The 17,552-nt window shown below is 38.5% G+C and carries 13 protein-coding genes; 9 read left to right on the top strand and 4 right to left on the bottom strand.

Annotated features, from left to right (window positions below; genetic code table 11):
• The 5 genes from ygaH (at window position 1) to dapC (ending at window position 6,068) form a co-directional block, all read left to right on the top strand.
• Window positions 1-342, top strand: coding sequence for an L-valine transporter subunit YgaH (gene ygaH, locus K6I41_RS10845; protein WP_151767955.1), 342 nt, complete (start codon window positions 1-3; stop codon window positions 340-342).
• Window positions 343-472: 130 nt separating this feature from the next.
• Window positions 473-862, top strand: coding sequence for a tautomerase family protein (locus K6I41_RS10850; protein ID WP_107880131.1), 390 nt, complete (start codon window positions 473-475; stop codon window positions 860-862).
• A gap of 102 nt (window positions 863-964) precedes the next feature.
• On the top strand, window positions 965-2,182 hold the full coding sequence (purT, locus tag K6I41_RS10855; RefSeq protein ID WP_250374279.1) for a formate-dependent phosphoribosylglycinamide formyltransferase: 1,218 nt from the start codon (window positions 965-967) through the stop codon (window positions 2,180-2,182).
• Between the two features lie 27 nt (window positions 2,183-2,209).
• A complete protein-coding gene (glnD, locus tag K6I41_RS10860) occupies window positions 2,210-4,873 on the top strand; it encodes a [protein-PII] uridylyltransferase (protein WP_005304499.1) in 2,664 nt (887 codons plus the stop codon).
• 25 nt (window positions 4,874-4,898) lie between these two features.
• Window positions 4,899-6,068: a succinyldiaminopimelate transaminase gene (gene dapC / locus K6I41_RS10865; protein WP_250375781.1), complete on the top strand. Its 1,170-nt coding sequence runs from the start codon at window positions 4,899-4,901 to the stop codon at window positions 6,066-6,068.
• Between the two features lie 58 nt (window positions 6,069-6,126).
• Here dapC and K6I41_RS10870 read toward each other — a convergent pair whose 3' ends face one another.
• From K6I41_RS10870 to msrB, 4 genes are all read right to left on the bottom strand, one after another.
• On the bottom strand, window positions 6,127-6,759 hold the full coding sequence (locus tag K6I41_RS10870) for a LysE family translocator (protein ID WP_250374280.1): 633 nt from the start codon (window positions 6,757-6,759) through the stop codon (window positions 6,127-6,129).
• A 64-nt stretch (window positions 6,760-6,823) separates the two neighbouring features.
• The gene (locus tag K6I41_RS10875) at window positions 6,824-7,669 is read right to left on the bottom strand and encodes an AraC family transcriptional regulator (protein WP_250374281.1); all 846 of its coding nucleotides are present in this window, start codon (window positions 7,667-7,669) and stop codon (window positions 6,824-6,826) included.
• Complete coding sequence (locus tag K6I41_RS10880) at window positions 7,669-8,154, bottom strand: glutathione peroxidase (RefSeq protein WP_005304488.1); 486 nt, start codon at window positions 8,152-8,154, stop codon at window positions 7,669-7,671. Before K6I41_RS10880 ends, K6I41_RS10875 begins: the two co-directional genes overlap by 1 nt.
• Complete coding sequence (msrB, locus tag K6I41_RS10885; RefSeq protein ID WP_004792889.1) at window positions 8,151-8,570, bottom strand: peptide-methionine (R)-S-oxide reductase MsrB; 420 nt, start codon at window positions 8,568-8,570, stop codon at window positions 8,151-8,153. The genes K6I41_RS10880 and msrB overlap by 4 nt, the downstream gene beginning before the upstream one ends.
• Window positions 8,571-8,808: 238 nt before the next feature.
• On the opposite strand from msrB, the gene K6I41_RS10890 reads away from it, so the two are divergent.
• The 4 genes from K6I41_RS10890 to dnaE all read left to right on the top strand — a co-directional run bounded on the left by K6I41_RS10890 (window position 8,809) and on the right by dnaE (window position 17,538).
• Entirely contained in the window at window positions 8,809-10,239 is a 1,431-nt protein-coding gene (locus K6I41_RS10890; RefSeq protein WP_004792890.1) for a pyridoxal phosphate-dependent aminotransferase, read from the top strand.
• 476 nt (window positions 10,240-10,715) lie between these two features.
• Window positions 10,716-12,023, top strand: a complete 1,308-nt coding sequence (locus K6I41_RS10895) for a dicarboxylate/amino acid:cation symporter (protein WP_013198151.1) — start codon at window positions 10,716-10,718, stop codon at window positions 12,021-12,023.
• A 684-nt stretch (window positions 12,024-12,707) separates the two neighbouring features.
• Window positions 12,708-13,775, top strand: coding sequence for a type II asparaginase (locus tag K6I41_RS10900; RefSeq protein WP_013198152.1), 1,068 nt, complete (start codon window positions 12,708-12,710; stop codon window positions 13,773-13,775).
• A 199-nt stretch (window positions 13,776-13,974) separates the two neighbouring features.
• On the top strand, window positions 13,975-17,538 hold the full coding sequence (gene dnaE, locus K6I41_RS10905; RefSeq protein WP_250374282.1) for a DNA polymerase III subunit alpha: 3,564 nt from the start codon (window positions 13,975-13,977) through the stop codon (window positions 17,536-17,538).
• Window positions 17,539-17,552 lie beyond the last annotated feature (14 nt).

Consider the following 17,552-nt stretch of genomic DNA (forward strand, 5'->3'; position numbering starts at 1 on the left):
ATGAATCTAGAGATTATTCTGGTTGGTATCATTGTTGGTATTGCCAATTTCGCCTCACGTTTTGGACCATTCTTTGTTATACAAAAGCTACAAGGTACACAGCAAAGACGTGGTTCAGTCTGGCTAAAAATTGCTTTGGGAAGCATTGGTATATCTGCAATTAGCGCCATGCTTATTGTTGCCACTCTTCCACCACTTCTTGAGAATCCAGATAAAAGCTTAGCCATGCTTATCGGTTTTCTAGTGCTAGCAGGTCTATATTTTAAATTTAAGAAAATTGTTCCGGCAACGTTAACTGCCGCAATTGTTTATGGCCTAATCTATACTTATTTACCTTTATAAATAGATAAACTGATCTTCCTTATATAAAATAAAACCTAGCCAGAAGCCTTTAAGATTGAAACTTCTGGCGTAAAAATCTAATTTTTGAATTGATTAAAAAGATAATCTTGCCTACTTAATAGAGATAAAAATGTCACAAGTTAAAATTTACGCAAATGAACAAACGATTATGCAGTATCGAGAATTGCTTTCTCATGCAATCCATCAAGCGCTCATTGAAGAGTTGAAATATCCTATCGAGAAAAGATTTCAGCGTTTTATCAGTCTTAAGCCTGGAAATTTTATCTATCCTTCTGACCGCAGCCAGCACTACATTATTATCGAACTATCAATGTTTGCAGGACGTAGCGCAGCCACGAAGAAACAACTCATTCAAACTTTATTTCGAAATATTGAAGAACAATGCAAAATAGCTCCGCAAGATATTGAAATTACGATTTTTGAAACCCCTAAAGAAAATTGGGGTATCCGCGGCAAAAATGCAGATGAGTTACTTTTAAACTATCAAGTTAATATCTAAAAAGTCACATCTTAATTGTCCGACAAAATTAATTTTTTTATGTGTGATAAAGCTTAACTCCCTCATAAGTTCTGCTATGCTTAAAAAAATAATTTTGTCAGGATGATTCGCATGAGCGTGACACTCGGTACCCCCCTTCAATCTTCTGCATTTAAAGTTTTATTGTTAGGTTCAGGAGAGCTTGGCAAAGAAGTTGTAATTTCTTTACAACGCCTTGGTGTTGAAGTACATGCAGCCGACCGTTATGATCATGCGCCAGCCATGCAAGTTGCACATTTTTCTTATGTGTTAAATATGGCTAATCCAACTGAGTTAAAACAGCTCATTGAGAAAATTAAACCGAATTTAATTGTTCCAGAAATTGAAGCCATTGCTACAGAAGTTTTGCTTGAAATTGAAGCGAGTCAAACTGCAACTGTTATTCCTTCTGCTAAAGCTGTAAACCTAACCATGAACCGTGAAGGCATTCGTCGTCTTGCGGCTGAAGAACTTGGTTTACCTACCTCTGCTTACCGCTTTGCTGACTCACTAGAAAGCTTCCGCGCTGCTTCTGATGACATTGGTTATCCAAATTTTGTAAAACCAGTAATGTCATCTTCCGGTAAAGGTCAGTCTCGTGTAAAAAGTTTCGATGAAGTCGATGCTGCTTGGGAATATGCGATGCAAGGTGGTCGTGTTAACCAAGGTACGGTCATCATTGAATCTCAAATTGATTTTGATTTTGAAATTACATTACTTACCGTTCGTGCTAAAAATCCTGAAACTGGTGAAATTGAGACTCACTACTGCGATCCAATCGGTCACCGTCAAGATGCTGGTGATTATGTAGAAAGCTGGCAGCCTCAACTAATGACTGTGGCTGCACTTGAAGAAGCAAAACGTATTGCAAATAAAGTGACAACAGCACTGGGTGGTTGTGGTATTTTTGGTGTAGAGCTGTTTATTAAAGGTGACAAGGTCTGGTTTAGTGAAGTTTCACCTCGCCCACATGATACTGGTCTAGTTACTCTAGCGTCACAATTTCAAAGCGAATTTGAACTGCATGCTCGTGCAATTTTAGGGTTGCCAGTAAATACAGCTCGCCATAGTGTTGCTGCGAGTGCAGTTATTTATGCTGGGGTCGATGCCAACAATTTAAGCTACAGCGGCTTAAATACGGCATTAGCTAATCCAAATACCGATTTACGTTTGTTTGGGAAACCGGAAGGTTTCAAACGTCGTCGTATGGGTGTTGCAACTGCTCGTGCAGAAAATACTGACCTTGCTCGTACTTTAGCGAAAGAAACCGCTGATCAAGTAAGCGTAAAAACCAACTCTTAATATTTACTTTTTGGTAGACCCATTTTCATGATCAATACATCGCCATTGCTGAACTACGTTACAAGCCATCATGATATTAAAGCCATTAATCAATGGCGAACGGATGTAGAAAAGCAATTGCAGGATTCATATGAAAATGGGCAATCTATTCGGGAAGTCATTAAAGCGCGCTCAGACCTAGTTGATGAAGCACTGATCTTTTTGTGGAAACATGCCGAACTTGATCAGACAGGGCTAGGTCTTTTTGCTGTGGGTGGTTATGGGCGCCGTGAAATGTTGCCCTATTCCGACGTTGATATCATGATTTTATCGGAACATGAAATTAACGAAGAAAATGAAAAACGCATTTCTACATTCATTTCCTCTTTATGGGATGTTGGCAATTTCAAGCCTGGTATTAGCGTTCGCACCATTCAAAGTTGTGTTGAACAAGCAGCTACCGATTTAACTGTTGCAACTACACTCATCGAAGCTCGTTTAATTACCGGTAATAGTCAACTTGCAAAATGGCCGCGTCGTATTGTTTCACAAACGTGGACAGACAAAACATTTTTTGATGCAAAAATGGCTGAACAAGCTAAGCGTTACCACCAACACAACAACACTGAAAGCAATTTAGAACCCGACATTAAAAATGCGCCTGGTGGCATTCGTGATATTAACCAGATTGGTTGGATTGCTAAGCGTCATTTCCGCGTAAACCGCATCTATGACTTAGTTCATTTAGGCTTTATTTCAGAATTCGAATTAAACGTTTTAGAAGAAGCTGAGAGTTTTCTTTGGGAAATTCGTCACCATTTACATCGTTTAGCGAAGCGTGATGAAAACCGTCTTCTGTTCGATCATCAAAGAGAAATTGCGGCTCAATTTGGTTACGCCCGTCAAGAAGGTCAGCCTGTAAACTACGGTGTCGAGCAGTTCATGAAACGCTATTACCGTACAGCTCAACAGGTTTCAACACTCAATGAAATGTTATTGGCCTATTTTAGCGAATCAGTTATTACTCCACGTTTACCAAATTACGAACGTAAAATTGAAGTCGTTAATGACCACTTTAAGATTGTCGACAATAAACTTGCCGTACAGCACCACAAAATCTTCGCAGAACATCCAAGTGCTATTTTAGAACTATTCTATATTTTGGCTAATCGACCAGATATTGAAGGTATTCGCGCTCGTACTTTACGCTTACTTATTCTTGCTGCAAAACGTATTAACCAAAATTTTCGAGATAATCCTGAGCATCAAGCCCTATTTATGTCGATTATTCGCTCTCCTTATCGTTTATACGATACTTTGGTAGCGATGAAACGATATGGTGTTTTAGGAAACTATATTCCTGCATTTGGTCAAATTATGGGCCTTATGCAATATGATCTATTCCATATCTATACAGTCGATGCACACACATTATTATTACTGCGCAATTTAAACCGTTTTAAAGAACCAGAATTTGCTAAAGAGTTCCCTGTTGTAAGCTCCGTTTTCCAACGTCTTGCACGTCAAGATATTGTGTTTATTGCTGCATTATTCCATGACATTGCCAAAGGCCGCGGTGGAGACCATAGTGAACTTGGTGCAGAAGATGCGATTGAATTTGGACGTGCGCACGGCTTTACAGAGCGTGAATGTAAATTAATTGCATGGCTCATTCACAACCATTTGCTTATGTCGCTAACTGCTCAGAAAAAGGATATTTCCGATCCGGATGTTGTTAAAGATTTTGCTGAAAAACTTGGCGATATGGAACATCTTGATTATCTATATACTTTAACAGTTGCAGATATTAATGCGACAAATCCAAAACTGTGGAACACATGGCGTGCTTCGCTTATGCGTCAACTTTATACACATGCCCGTGATGTCATTCGTACAGGTTTAAGCCGTCCTGTTGACTATCAAATGCTAATTGAAGACACCAAATTTGCAGCAAGTGAATTACTGGTGAATAACTTCTCATTGGCAGACGTTGAAAAAGTATGGCAAGAACTGGGCGATGAATACTTCATTAAAGAATCGGCAGATGAAATTGCATGGCACACTCAAGCAATTTTGAAACACGGCGATAACCCAGAGCCATTAGTACTATTACGTGCTCACCGTAAAGCTGCGCAAGATGCCGTGCAAATCTTTATATATACACGTGACCAACCGAACCTTTTTGCAACGACTGTGGCAGTTTTAGACCGCATGAACTTAGACGTTCAGGATGCAAAAATTATCACAGCAAGTACCGCGTTTAGCTTAGACACCTATGTTGTTCTCGATCGCTTTGGTACATTGCTAACCGATCCTGAACGCGAAGAAACAGTTAAAACCGCATTAGTGAAGGCGCTTAGTCAGCCAGACCAATATCCGGGCCTTATGCAACGCCGCATTCCACGTCAGCTACGTCACTTCGATATTGAAAATACAGTTGACGTTACATTGAATGAAGCGTTACAGCAAAATATGGTTGAAATTTCAACACTCGATCACCCCGGACTACTTGCACGTGTAGGTGGCTTATTTATGATGCAAGGTTTAGACATCCATTCAGCTAGAATTGCAACTTTAGGTGAACGTGCAGAAGATATTTTCTTTGTCACGAAAAAAGATGGAAAACCGTTAAATAACGAAGAGGTTAAACTCTTCTCGGAAAAGCTTAAAGCTGCATTAGATGAAGCATCTAATCAAATTTGTCAGCACTGAAACTCAACTACTTGGTAACTGTTTAATGAACTCTAGCTTGTCGTTATTGCACCCATATCCATTTGAAAAGTTAAACCAACTTTTTAAGGATACTACCCCTGCTAACCTTCCCTTGATTCCTCTATCAATTGGCGAACCAAAGCACCCAGCACCAGAGTTTGTTAAACAGGCAATTATTGACAACTTCAATCACCTCTCAACTTATCCAAATAGCAAAGGCTTACCTGAGCTTCGCCAAAGTATTGCAGACTGGCTCACTAAGCGTTTTAAACTTAACAGTATTAGTGCTGAAAACCACATTTTGCCAGTGTCTGGTACGCGTGAAGGGATTTTCTCATTTGTTCAGGCGCTCATTAACCGTGAAGACGCACCGTATGTGGTAATGCCGAATCCGTTTTATCAAATTTACGAAGGCGCAGCTCTACTTGCGGGCGCAAAACCTTATTTCATCAATTGCACCGAAGAAAATGGTTACTTAGGTGATTTTGATGCTGTACCCGCAGAAGTCTGGGAAAAAACTGCCCTTCTTTTTGTATGTACGCCGGGCAACCCAACTGGCACTGTGCTTTCTAAAGAACAATTCAAAAAGCTAATCGCGTTATCTGATCAATATAATTTTGTTATTGCTTCTGACGAATGCTATTCAGAACTTTGGTTCGAGCAAGCACCTACAGGTTTATTAGAAGTTTGTGCAGAACTTGGTCGTGATGACTATAAAAACTGTGTCGTATTTCATTCACTTTCTAAACGCTCAAACTTACCGGGTTTACGCTCAGGTTTTGTAGCGGGTGATGCAGAATTATTAAAACCATATTTGCAGTATCGTACCTATCATGGTGCAGCAATGCCTGTTCAACATCAACTTGCATCAATTGCGGCATGGAATGATGAAAACCATGTTGAAGAAAACCGTAAGCAATATCGTGCAAAGTTTGATTTATTCCAAAACGAACTAGGTCACTTATTACCTCTGCAAAAGCCAGATGCAGGTTTCTATTATTGGTTAAAAGTCGATAACGATGAAAGTTTTGCCAAGATGCTAATGGAAAAAGCCCATATTAAAGTTTTACCGGGTCGTTATTTATCTCGCGACACAGATCAAGGTAACCCTGGGGAAAATCATGTACGTATGGCTTTAGTCGCCGATTTAGCGCAATGTGAAGAAGTGGTTAAGCGCTTAAAAGCAATTCTTTAAGCGTACATAAGTTGTATAGCCTTCACGATTATTTAGCATGAAGGCTATACAACCCACATTAACTATAAGCAATGAGTAAGATTGCAAAACATATAAAAGCCAGACTAGAACAATAATATAAGCCTATCGCTGAACGTTTAATCTGTTCTAGAACTCGATTTTGAAGCAATAGCCGAACCAACAGTAAGTTCCAACCAAGTACGACTCCAGTCATCCACGTACTCATCAGCAATTTTTGAACTAAACTAAATTGATGCTGAATAAGCAACATCAAGCTACTATAAAACATAATATTTTTGGGATTAAGTAGACTAGATTGTATTCCCAACATTAAGCTCTTAACTTTATCCTGATGTTGATACTCTTGATCAATCAAATCATTTTTTTCAGTAGCAAAAGTTAAGGTGCCAGCGCGAGCAGCCTTAAAACAAAGATAACTCAAATAAACCAAATACCCCGCCCCAAGCCATTTAAGTACTAAAAGAATGGTCGTACTCAAATTTCCAAGTAACATAAATCCGAACATACATGCCATTAAGATTAAGGCATTACCAAACGTAATTCCTGCAATGACGCCGTAGGTGTAACGCGAACCCTTTTGCAAAAGACTGGTGAGAATAAGAAAAAAATCAGGTCCCGGAGATAGCAACGCTAAAAAGTGGGTAAAGGCAATAACTAAAAAAACTTCCATAACGATTTCATCTTTAAAACTGTATGGAATAGCTTAAAAATAGAGAAAAATAATTTATTGTAAATTATTGCGCGGCTGCGAGTTGAAACTGACGAGGAGTGATTCCAGTATGCGCTTTGAAGGCTTTATGAAAATGGCTCTGATCACTAAAGCCTAAATTTACTGCCAACTCCACAAGCGAAATCCCTTGTTTTAATTGAGCTCTGGCTTGATTTATCTTTAAATTAATTTGAAATGCATGGGGTGTTAAGCCAACATTGGCTTTAAATAGACGAATAATTGCATATCGACTAAGACCTACCTGCTGTGCAAGCTCTTCTAGAGAAATAAATCGTTCTGATGATTTAATAATATGAATTAAGGCCAAGAAGTCCTCATACAAATATTGAGTTTTCTGTATTTCTTCTAATATAAAATGAGGGAGTAACAACTGAGTAAGGCAATAGATAAGCGACTGTTCTTTTTCAAGAATCAATTTTTCAGAATCAAATAAAGTTTCATTCATACCAGAAAAAGCCTGATATAAAGACTCATCTTTAATAATGAGAGGTCTATGCTGGGGTAAATTTAAATCAAAGCCCTCTTTTTGAAATTCAGCGTACCATTGATTAAGCCAAGATATATCCAGATGCAACATCTGGTAACTCCAAGCCTGATCAGGTAATGGATTACAAGAATGTTCTATGTGGGCAGGTACAATGACTAAGGTACCAGCAGAAATCTTTTGTGCTGTACCAAATGAACTTTGAAAAACGCTATTCCCTTCATCTATAGCTCCAATAGAAAATGTTGGATGACTATGAGACTTATAACATGTTCGACTAAAACAAGATCGTCTGGCTTCAACATAAGGCATTCGCCCATCTTGCCAAAACTCAAATGCTTGAGGAATAGCGTTCATTGAATTCATTAACTTGCTAATGCTTTTTCAATATCAGCTTCTAATGCTTCTGGTTTAGTCGTAGGCGCATAGCGATTAAGCACTGCACCATCTTTCCCTACCAAAAATTTAGTAAAGTTCCATTTAATCGTGCTGCTTCCTAAAATGCCTTTAGCTTCACGTGTCAAATATCTAAAAATCACGTGAGCTTCTGGTCCTTTTACATCTACTTTCGCAAACATCGGGAATTTCACCCCATAGTTACGCTGGCAGAATGTACCGATTTCTTTATTGCTACCCGGATCTTGCCCACCAAACTGGTTGCAGGGAAACCCTAAAACTTCCAAGCCTTGATCTTTATATTTCTCATAAAGTTTTTCAAGGCCAGCAAATTGTGGTGTAAAACCACATTTACTTGCAGTATTTACAATTAGTAAAACTTTACCTTTGTAATCAGCTAATTGCTTAACTTCACCCTCTAACAGTTCAGCTTCAAACTGATAAATATTACTCATGGATAGGTTTCCTCATCATTTTTTTCTTGTGATTTAAGTTGTAATGATGCCGAGTTTACACAATAGCGCAAACCAGTCGGCTGTGGTCCATCTTCAAAAACATGCCCTAAATGGGCTTCGCAATCATGACAAACAATTTCTGTTCTGACCATACCATGCGATAAATCGTCATGTTCTTCAATTGCAGTTGGCTCAATCGGTTTAAAGAAGCTAGGCCAACCACAACCACTGTCATATTTAGTATCTGAGGAGAACAATTCTGCACCGCAGCAACGGCAGACATAGGTACCATGTTGCTTAGTATTCCAGTATTGCCCCGTAAATGCAGGTTCAGTGCCCTTTTGTCGTGTGATCCGATACTCTTCTGGTGATAACTCTCTTTGCCATTCCCGGTCTGTTTTATTGACTTTTCCCATGACATGCACCTTTATTCTGAAGTAAACATTTCTGATGATTGAGTTTTATATTTACGCCATTCCTCGCAAAAACACTAGTCTCTGAACGTAAAATTTGTTGGAATTTAATCACCTAAGCAATAGAAAGCAAAAAGTAAGCAAAATTCAAAATTAAAAGTAAGCAAATTTATGTTTTATTTTCTTCCAAGGAAGCAAAGATGGTGCTATTCTTGTTCGGCACGGTTGTATAGGACAAAACATGTCTCAGAAAAAAAGTGTGCTTTTCCAGCAACTATTACCAGTTATCAAACAGTATCAGCAATCGGGCTTTACCCATGAAAAAATTGTTGAATTACTAAAAGATCAACACGATCTGAATTTGGTAACAGTTAAAACATTTAAAAGTTATTTATACCGATATGCAAAAGTGAATCCAGCTATGTCTAAAAATACTGCTATCCTCCAATCCATGCCAACTTCTCGAGAAATAAAGAAATCATCGAAGCTTGAGCATGTTTGTTATGACATTCGTGGACCAGTATTACGAGCCGCCAATGAAATGGAAGAGCAAGGACATAAAATCATCAAGCTCAATATCGGCAACCCTGCTCCATTTGGTTTTGAAGCCCCACAAGAAATTATTAATGACGTTGCTTTAAACCTACCAAATGCGATTGGTTATGTTGACTCAAAAGGTATCTTTCCAGCACGTAAAGCTATCTGCCAATATTACCAACAAAAAGGCATCCTAAATATGCACGTGAATGACGTGTATATCGGTAATGGTGTGTCTGAACTTATTGTAATGGCGATGCAAGGCTTGCTTGATGATGGCGACGAAATGTTGATTCCAATGCCGGATTATCCGCTTTGGACAGCAGCTGTTAATCTTTCAGGGGGTACAGCAATTCACTATAAATGTGATGAAGAAAATAGCTGGTATCCAGATATTGCTGACATTGAAAGCAAGATTACATCGAATACTCGCGGTATTGTCATCATTAACCCGAACAACCCTACTGGTTCAGTTTATCCACGTCATATTCTTGAACAAATTGTAGTGCTTGCAAAAAAATATGATCTAATTTTATTTGCTGATGAAATTTACGACAAAATTATTTATGACGGTATTGAACATGTTTCAGTAGCATCATTAGCTGGCGACCAGCTTTGCGTATCTTTTAATGGTCTATCAAAAGCTTATCGCATTGCAGGTTTCCGTTCAGGCTGGATGGCAATTACCGGAGATAAAAGCCGCGCTGCTGACTATATCGAAGGTTTAGATATGTTGGCATCAATGCGTCTATGTGCAAACGTTCAGGCTCAATATGCGATTCAAACTGCTTTAGGCGGTTACCAATCAATTAATGACCTGATTCGTCCGGGTGGCCGTTTGTACGAACAGCGTAATATTGCTTGGGAAATGCTAAATGAGATTCCTGGTGTAAGCTGCGTAAAACCAGATGGAGCAATGTACTGCTTCCCTCGCCTCGATCCAAACATCTATCCAATCGAAGATGACGAAAAATTAATGCTTGATTTGCTACGTGCAGAAAAAGTGCTATTGGTCCAAGGTACGGGCTTTAATTGGCCAACTCCAGATCATTTCCGTGTGGTTTTCTTACCAGCTGAAAATGAATTGCGAGAAGCAATCACTCGTTTAGGCCGTTTCTTAGCCAATCGTCGTTAAAAAAATGCATATCAAAAAAGGCATCTTAAATTAGATGCCTTTTTTGATAATTTTATTTGACTAATTTAAAAAAAGAATAATTACAAACTCTTCCGCACTTCCACTTACATTTAAATAACTATTTGAATTTAAGCAATTTTAATTAAAAATTTAATTCATTTAATCTTTAAAATCTGTTTAACAATTCATTTCTATATTTTTTACCATACGTTTAAATTTGTGCGTAATTTCACATTTCCCGCAATCTTCATTATGCAAAAATTGCATGGATCAATATTTTTTTGCATTTCACACTGCTTCAAAATCGAGCAACAATCCCTTCCCATAACAACATCACCATATTCGATTCGGTTAAAACAGATTCAGATATCTAGGAAGATAAAATCGGTAGAACGACCGGACTGAACTAACAAGGAAAGCTTTCAATCATTCAAATCCCATCAAAGAATGATTGAATCAAATGGATAGAGGTTCATATGAAGCAAAAGAAATTGCTCAAATATATTGTTATTGCTATTTTACTTGGCGTACTGACAGGCTGGATTTGTCACCACTTTTTTAATGAAGGTGACCAACTCAAACAAATCGCTTCTTATTTTAGCATCGGCACAGACATCTTTTTACGCCTCATCAAAATGATTATTGCTCCATTGGTATTTGCCACAATTGTTTCAGGCATTGTATCAATGGGGAAATCTACATCGATTGGTAGTATCACACTTAAGTCAATGACTTGGTTTATTACTGCTTCGTTTGTATCGCTTGCCATCGGCATGGGTTTAGCAAACTTTTTCCAACCGGGGGCAGCTCTAGATTTAGCACTACCAACAGCTCAACAACTTAGTGGCGCTTCTCTCCCAGAAACTACTGGCTTTACACTGCAATCATTCTTAAGCCATGTGTTCCCACGCAGCATTGCAGAAGCAATGGCAAATAACGATATTTTACAAGTACTTGTTTTCGCTATTTTCTTTGGCTCAGCACTCGCTTTTGTAAATCAAGGCAACGAAAAAGATTCAGTTATTGTTCGTTTGACTGAAGAACTTAGCAAGATCATGTTCCGTATCACCGATTACGTCATGATGTTTGCACCTTTTGCAGTATTTGCTGCAATTGCTTCAGCAATTACAGTACAAGGTTTAGGCTTAATTGTTGACTACGGTATTTTAATCGCTGAGTTCTATTTCGGTCTTCTGTTACTTTGGATCATTTTGTTCTCTGTTGGTGCAATCGTACTTAAAAAAGATATCTTCCGCTTAGGCAAATTAATTCGCGAACCTGTAACTCTTGCTTTTGCAACAGCTTCAAGTGAGTCTGCCTACCCTAAAGTAATGGATGCACTCAATAAATTTGGTGTACCTAAAAAAGTGACTAGCTTTGTATTACCGTTGGGTTATTCATTTAACCTAGATGGTTCAATGATGTACACCACGTTTGCAGTATTGTTTATTGCTCAAGCTTACAACATCGATCTTAGCTTCACTCAACAAATCTTAATTCTGTTAACTCTGATGGTGACAAGTAAAGGTATTGCAGGTGTATCACGAGCTTCAATTGTGGTTATTTCAGCAACACTCACCATGTTCCATTTACCTGAAGCCGGCATTCTCTTATTGCTTGGTATCGATCAGTTCCTTGATATGGGTCGTACTGCAACAAACGTAGTAGGTAACAGTATTGCTACCGCAGTTGTTGCTAAGCTTGAAGGCGAAAAAGTAGCAGATACTGAAGAGCTACCAGAGCCTGTATTAATTAAATCAACTCAAGAACAAACGCCCGCTTAAGTTTCTCTTTTCTCCCACTCTCCCAACTTAAGAGCAATTTTATATGACCTTATAAAATTGCTCTTCTTTTTATTCTAAAATTAAACAATAAAAATTTATGTGTATTTCCATATTAAATAATGAACCCAATAATGTATTTTTACGGCTATTAAATTTTCTTAAAACAAACCTTAAAAAGAGAATAAAATTCACCCAAACAGAATTTATATTCTTAGAAATAAACATCAATTGATTAATTTTTAATTCATTTCATTACCACTTAATTATATTAAACGATTGAAATTATTATTTAGTTTATCTATCAAAAAATTTATATAATTTTATTTACAAACAATATGATATACAATCAATGATATATAAATACCAAATGGTAAAGAAAAAGCATATCACGCCCATTATTTTTAAATTTTATAATAATGAGAAAATCATTTGTATCATTTATATTAAAAACAAAAAAATTGAGATAAATTAGAAAAACTTAATAGATTTTTTATTTTATTCATGATATTTATTAACGCTAAATAAAGGCAATGACTAAGCAATTGTTGATAAAACAAAATGCTATTCAGGGATGCTTCTTATTCAAACAAGTTACGAATATGTTTTACATGGTATGTATTTTGCTTAGGAAAAGCAGGCGTATTCGGCAAACTTCTACTTCGTCACTTCATAAGGATATTTTCGATGTTGACTAAAACTGTTAAATCTTTAGGTTTAGCGATGGGCTTATTGGCCTGCTCTCTCCCACTTTACGCAAAAAATAATGTAGTTGTTGTAGCCACTGGCGGTACTATCGCGGGTGCTGGCGCAAGCTCAGCAAACAGTGCAACCTACACTGCTGCAAAAGTTCCAGTTGATGCCTTAATTAATGCTGTTCCACAAATCAAAGATTTGGCGAATGTCACTGGTATTCAAGCATTACAGGTCGCTTCTGAAAGTATTACTGACAAGGAATTATTACAAATTGCTCGTCAAGTAAATGAGCTGGTAAAAAAACCATCTGTTAATGGTGTCGTGATTACTCACGGTACAGACACTTTAGAAGAAACAGCATTTTTCTTAAATCTTGTTGTTCACACTGATAAACCGATTGTTATTGTTGGTTCAATGCGTCCTTCAACTGCTCTTTCAGCAGATGGACCACTTAACCTTTATAGCGCAGTTGCTTTAGCAGCTTCTGATGATGCAAAAAATAAAGGCGTTATGGTTCTTATGAACGACTCTATTTTTGCAGCGCGTGATGTCACTAAAGGTATTAACATTCATACAAATGCTTTTGTTAGCCAATGGGGCGCTTTAGGTACATTAGTTGAAGGCAAGCCATACTGGTTCAGACAATCTGTAAAACGTTTTACAAATGCTTCAGAATTTAATATCGAAAATATTAAAGGTGATGCACTTCCTCTAGTACAAATCGTTTACGGTTCAGACTCTATGCTTCCTGATGCTTATGAAGCATATGCAAAAGCTGGTGCTAAAGCGATTATCCATGCTGGCACAGGTAACGGTTCTGTTGCAAACTATATCGTTCCAACTTTACAAAAACTTCATGATAAAGACGGTATTCAAATTATCCGTTCATCACGTGTACCACAAGGTTTCGTATTACGTAATGCTGAACAACCTGATGATAAATATGGTTGGGTAGCTGCTCATGACTTAAACCCACAAAAAGCACGGCTTCTTGCTGCATTAGCTCTTACTAAGACTAATGACGCTAAAGAAATTCAACGTATGTTCTGGCAGTACTAAGTTTTTCAACCAGCTCAAACCTTGGTGTTTGAGCTGGTCATATTTTATAAAAATAATGTCTTTTATATTAAAACTGTACAATAGATGTTCAACTCATTCTTCTTAAATAATAAAATCCTTAACAGTTTGCCAAAATATTAACCATTTCCTTTTAACTTTGCGTGTTAAACTATGCTTCGGTCGCATTAAGGATTGGTTTATGCAGTTTGTTCATCTAGGTATTTATACAGAATTTTCGATTACAGAGTCGATAGTTCGCATACCTGACTTGGTCAATGCTGCGGTTAAAGACCAAATGCCTGCGTTGGCATTAACTGACCTCTCTAACCTCCATGCGGCGGTAAAGTTTTATAATTCTTGTTTAAAAAAAGGCATTAAGCCTCTTTTAGGCAGTACGATTCGCCTTGATGATGCTCAACACCGTGCAACTTTACTTGCAATGAGTGATGTTGGGTGGAAAAGTCTTACCGAAATCGTTTCACGCGGTTTTATTGAAGGACAACAGCTCAGTATTCCATGTGTCAAAAAAGAATGGGTACTTGAACAGCATCAAGATATTATCGTTTTACTTGGCCAGCATAGTGATGTTGGTCAGATGCTTTGTTCATCTAACCCGCAAAAAGCAGCTCCCCTTTTAGAAGCATGGCTCGAAAAGTTTGGTAACCGTGTTTATCTTGCTTTAACACGTACCGACCGTCCTGGTGAAGAAGACTTTATTCAAGAAGCAGCTAAACTTGCTGCACAATATAATGTTGGTGTAGCTGCACATAATGATGTGCACTTTGTAGAAAAGGAAGATTTCGAAGCGCACGAAGCGCGTGTTTGTATCGCTGATGGTTATGTACTAGCAGATAATCGCCGTCCACGTATATATAGTCCTGAGCAGCACTTTAAAACCTCAGATGAAATGATCGAATTGTTTTCCGATATTCCTAGTGCTATCGAGAACACCTATCATATTGCTAAACGCTGTAACGTTAAACTGCAACTCGGCACTTACTTTTTACCTGACTATCCAATTCCAGATGGTTTTACCATCGACACTTATTTTGAACATTTATCTAAAGTAGGTTTAGAAGAACGCTTAAATTATCTTTACCCTGTTGAAAAACGTGGTGAAGATTGGACAGAGATTCGTAAGCCTTACGATGAACGAATTGATTATGAAGTCGGTATTATCCTGAAGATGGGTTTCCCTGGCTACTTCCTCATCGTCATGGACTTCATTCAATGGGCAAAAAATAATGGTGTTCCTGTTGGGCCAGGTCGTGGTTCAGGTGCAGGTTCATTAGTCGCATATAGCTTAAAAATTACAGACCTTGACCCACTTCGTTACGATCTACTTTTCGAACGTTTCTTGAACCCAGAACGTGTATCGATGCCTGACTTTGACGTCGATTTCTGTATTGCTGGACGTGACCGCGTTATTGATTACGTATCGCGTACTTATGGTCGTGAAGCCGTTTCACAAATTGCAACTTTCGGAACCATGGCAGCAAAAGGTGCAATCCGTGACGTTGCACGTGTATTGGGTAAATCTTACGGTTTAGCTGACCGTATTTCAAAAATGGTACCTACCAAACCGCTCGGTGTGGATTTAGCTACCGCTATTGATATGGAACCCCAGCTTAAAGATATTGTGACCAACCCATCTAACCCAGATAACGACGATGCAAGCGAAATCTGGGAAATGGCATTAAAATTAGAAGGTGTAACCCGAAATACTGGTAAACATGCCGGAGGTGTAGTCATTGCACCAGGTAAAATTACCGATTTCTCGGCTGTACTTTGTGATGCAGATGGAACAAACCGCGTTGCTCAATATGATAAAGACGATGTAGAAGCAGCGGGTCTAGTCAAGTTCGACTTCTTGGGTTTACGTAACTTAACCGTTATTGAAGACGCGATTCAGAATATTAATAAAAACCGCGACAGTAATGATCAACTCAATATCTTGCATGTTCCTCTAGACGACGCTAAAGCTTATTCCGTCTTTGCCGATGCAAATACGACAGCGGTATTCCAGTTTGAATCCGTCGGCATGAAACGGATGCTTAAAGAAGCACGTCCAAGCAAATTTGAAGAAATTATTGCGTTCGTATCCTTGTATCGTCCGGGTCCAATGGACCTGATTCCTGACTTTATTCACCGTATGCATGGTGGAGATTTTGAATATCTCCATCCTCTTTTAGAAGGTGTATTAGAACCAACTTACGGGATTATGGTTTATCAGGAACAGGTGATGCAGACTGCACAGATCTGTGCAGGTTATACATTAGGTGGCGCAGACTTACTACGCCGTGCAATGGGTAAAAAGAAACCTGAGGAAATGGTCAAACAGCGCCAAATCTTCTTAGAAGGTGCTGCTGAAAAAGGGATTGACGAAAGCACAGCAAACCATATCTTTGACTATATGGAAAAGTTTGCAGGCTATGGTTTCAACAAATCTCACGCGGCTGCTTATGCCCTAGTTGCCTACCATACTGCATGGTTAAAAGCCCATTATCCTGCTGAGTTTATGGCAGCCGTAATGACATCGGAAATGCAAAACACGGACAGTGTTGTATTTTTGATTGATGACTGTCGAAACAATAATCTTGAAGTCTTACCACCATCAGTCAACATGTCGACTTATCATTTCCATGCAAGTAACGATAAAACGATTGTTTATGGTTTAGGTGCAATTAAGGGTGTCGGCGAACAAGCAATGCAGTCAGTTATTGACTCTCGTCGACAATTTGGTCCTTATACAGATCTATTCGATTTTTGCCATCGCATTGATTTGAAGAAAATCAATAAGCGTACTCTTGAAGCTTTAATTCGCGCGGGTGCACTCGATTGCTTAGGAATTGAACGTGCAAGCTTAATGGCACAATTGCCTGAAGCTGTTCAAGCCGCTGAACAAGCTCGCAGTAACCGTGAAAGCGGAATTATGGATTTATTTGGTGAGGTTGAAGAAGTTCAACGCAAGCCAGCTAAACCAGTAAAACCATGGAGTGACGAAGTTCGTCTCAAAGGCGAAAAAGACACGCTTGGTTTATATTTAACCGGTCATCCAATTGATGTTTACCGACAGGAACTCAAAGCTTTTATTCCTGTAAAACTAAATGAAATTACTGCGACGCGTCGTGGTGTTACGACAGTTTATGCAGGTTTGGTCATTGATGTCGCAAACTTCCCGAACCGTGTGGTTATTGTACTGGATGATGGTACGGCACGTATTGAAGTCAGCTGTAACCATGAGCGCTTCCAACGTTTTAAAGATATTGTGCAAGTTGAACGTGTTGTAGTTTTCGAAGGCGAAATCTATGAGCGAGAAGGCTTTGATCGTCCAATGGGACGTTTAACCAAGGCTTTCACGTTAAATGAAATAAGACAAAAACGTGCTAACAGTATTCAAATCAAATTAACAGAAGAGTTCATGCAGCCAACACTGGCAAAAGATCTGCAAAACATGATCTTGCCATTTTGCAATGTAGATATGCATCAACATATCACTCTACAGTTACAGATTGATCAACCCTATGCTCAAGCCGAACTTCAGTTTGGACCGCAATGGAAAGTCGCTCCTCTAGATGAATTACTTGCTAAACTCAGAGATTATTTTGGTAAAGATAATATTTATATTGAATATCAAGTAAAGTCGAAAGCAGCTAAAGCAGCAGACCCTGTTCGTCCACATGCTGTTGCCCCTCCTCCTGCGGGTATGTCTATGGATGATGCATTGGATTTATACCAAAGCGAAGTTTCTCAATATTCGTAATTTCTGGAAATCTT

The sequence above is a fragment of the Acinetobacter sp. AS23 genome (assembly GCF_023612055.1).
Lineage (GTDB): Bacteria > Pseudomonadota > Gammaproteobacteria > Pseudomonadales > Moraxellaceae > Acinetobacter > Acinetobacter oleivorans.

Bases quoted from the DNA above. Each gene is read 5' to 3' on its own strand.
- ygaH (WP_151767955.1), top strand. From the start codon at position 1: ATGAATCTAGAGATTATTCTGGTTGGTATCATTGTTGGTATTGCCAAT.
- K6I41_RS10850 (WP_107880131.1), top strand. From the start codon at position 473: ATGTCACAAGTTAAAATTTACGCAAATGAACAAACGATTATGCAGTAT.
- purT (WP_250374279.1), top strand. From the start codon at position 965: ATGATTCGCATGAGCGTGACACTCGGTACCCCCCTTCAATCTTCTGCA.
- glnD (WP_005304499.1), top strand. From the start codon at position 2,210: ATGATCAATACATCGCCATTGCTGAACTACGTTACAAGCCATCATGAT.
- dapC (WP_250375781.1), top strand. From the start codon at position 4,899: ATGAACTCTAGCTTGTCGTTATTGCACCCATATCCATTTGAAAAGTTA.
- K6I41_RS10870 (WP_250374280.1), bottom strand. From the start codon at position 6,759: ATGGAAGTTTTTTTAGTTATTGCCTTTACCCACTTTTTAGCGTTGCTA.
- K6I41_RS10875 (WP_250374281.1), bottom strand. From the start codon at position 7,669: ATGAATTCAATGAACGCTATTCCTCAAGCATTTGAGTTTTGGCAAGAT.
- K6I41_RS10880 (WP_005304488.1), bottom strand. From the start codon at position 8,154: ATGAGTAATATTTATCAGTTTGAAGCTGAACTGTTAGAGGGTGAAGTT.
- msrB (WP_004792889.1), bottom strand. From the start codon at position 8,570: ATGGGAAAAGTCAATAAAACAGACCGGGAATGGCAAAGAGAGTTATCA.
- K6I41_RS10890 (WP_004792890.1), top strand. From the start codon at position 8,809: ATGTCTCAGAAAAAAAGTGTGCTTTTCCAGCAACTATTACCAGTTATC.
- K6I41_RS10895 (WP_013198151.1), top strand. From the start codon at position 10,716: ATGAAGCAAAAGAAATTGCTCAAATATATTGTTATTGCTATTTTACTT.
- K6I41_RS10900 (WP_013198152.1), top strand. From the start codon at position 12,708: ATGTTGACTAAAACTGTTAAATCTTTAGGTTTAGCGATGGGCTTATTG.
- dnaE (WP_250374282.1), top strand. From the start codon at position 13,975: ATGCAGTTTGTTCATCTAGGTATTTATACAGAATTTTCGATTACAGAG.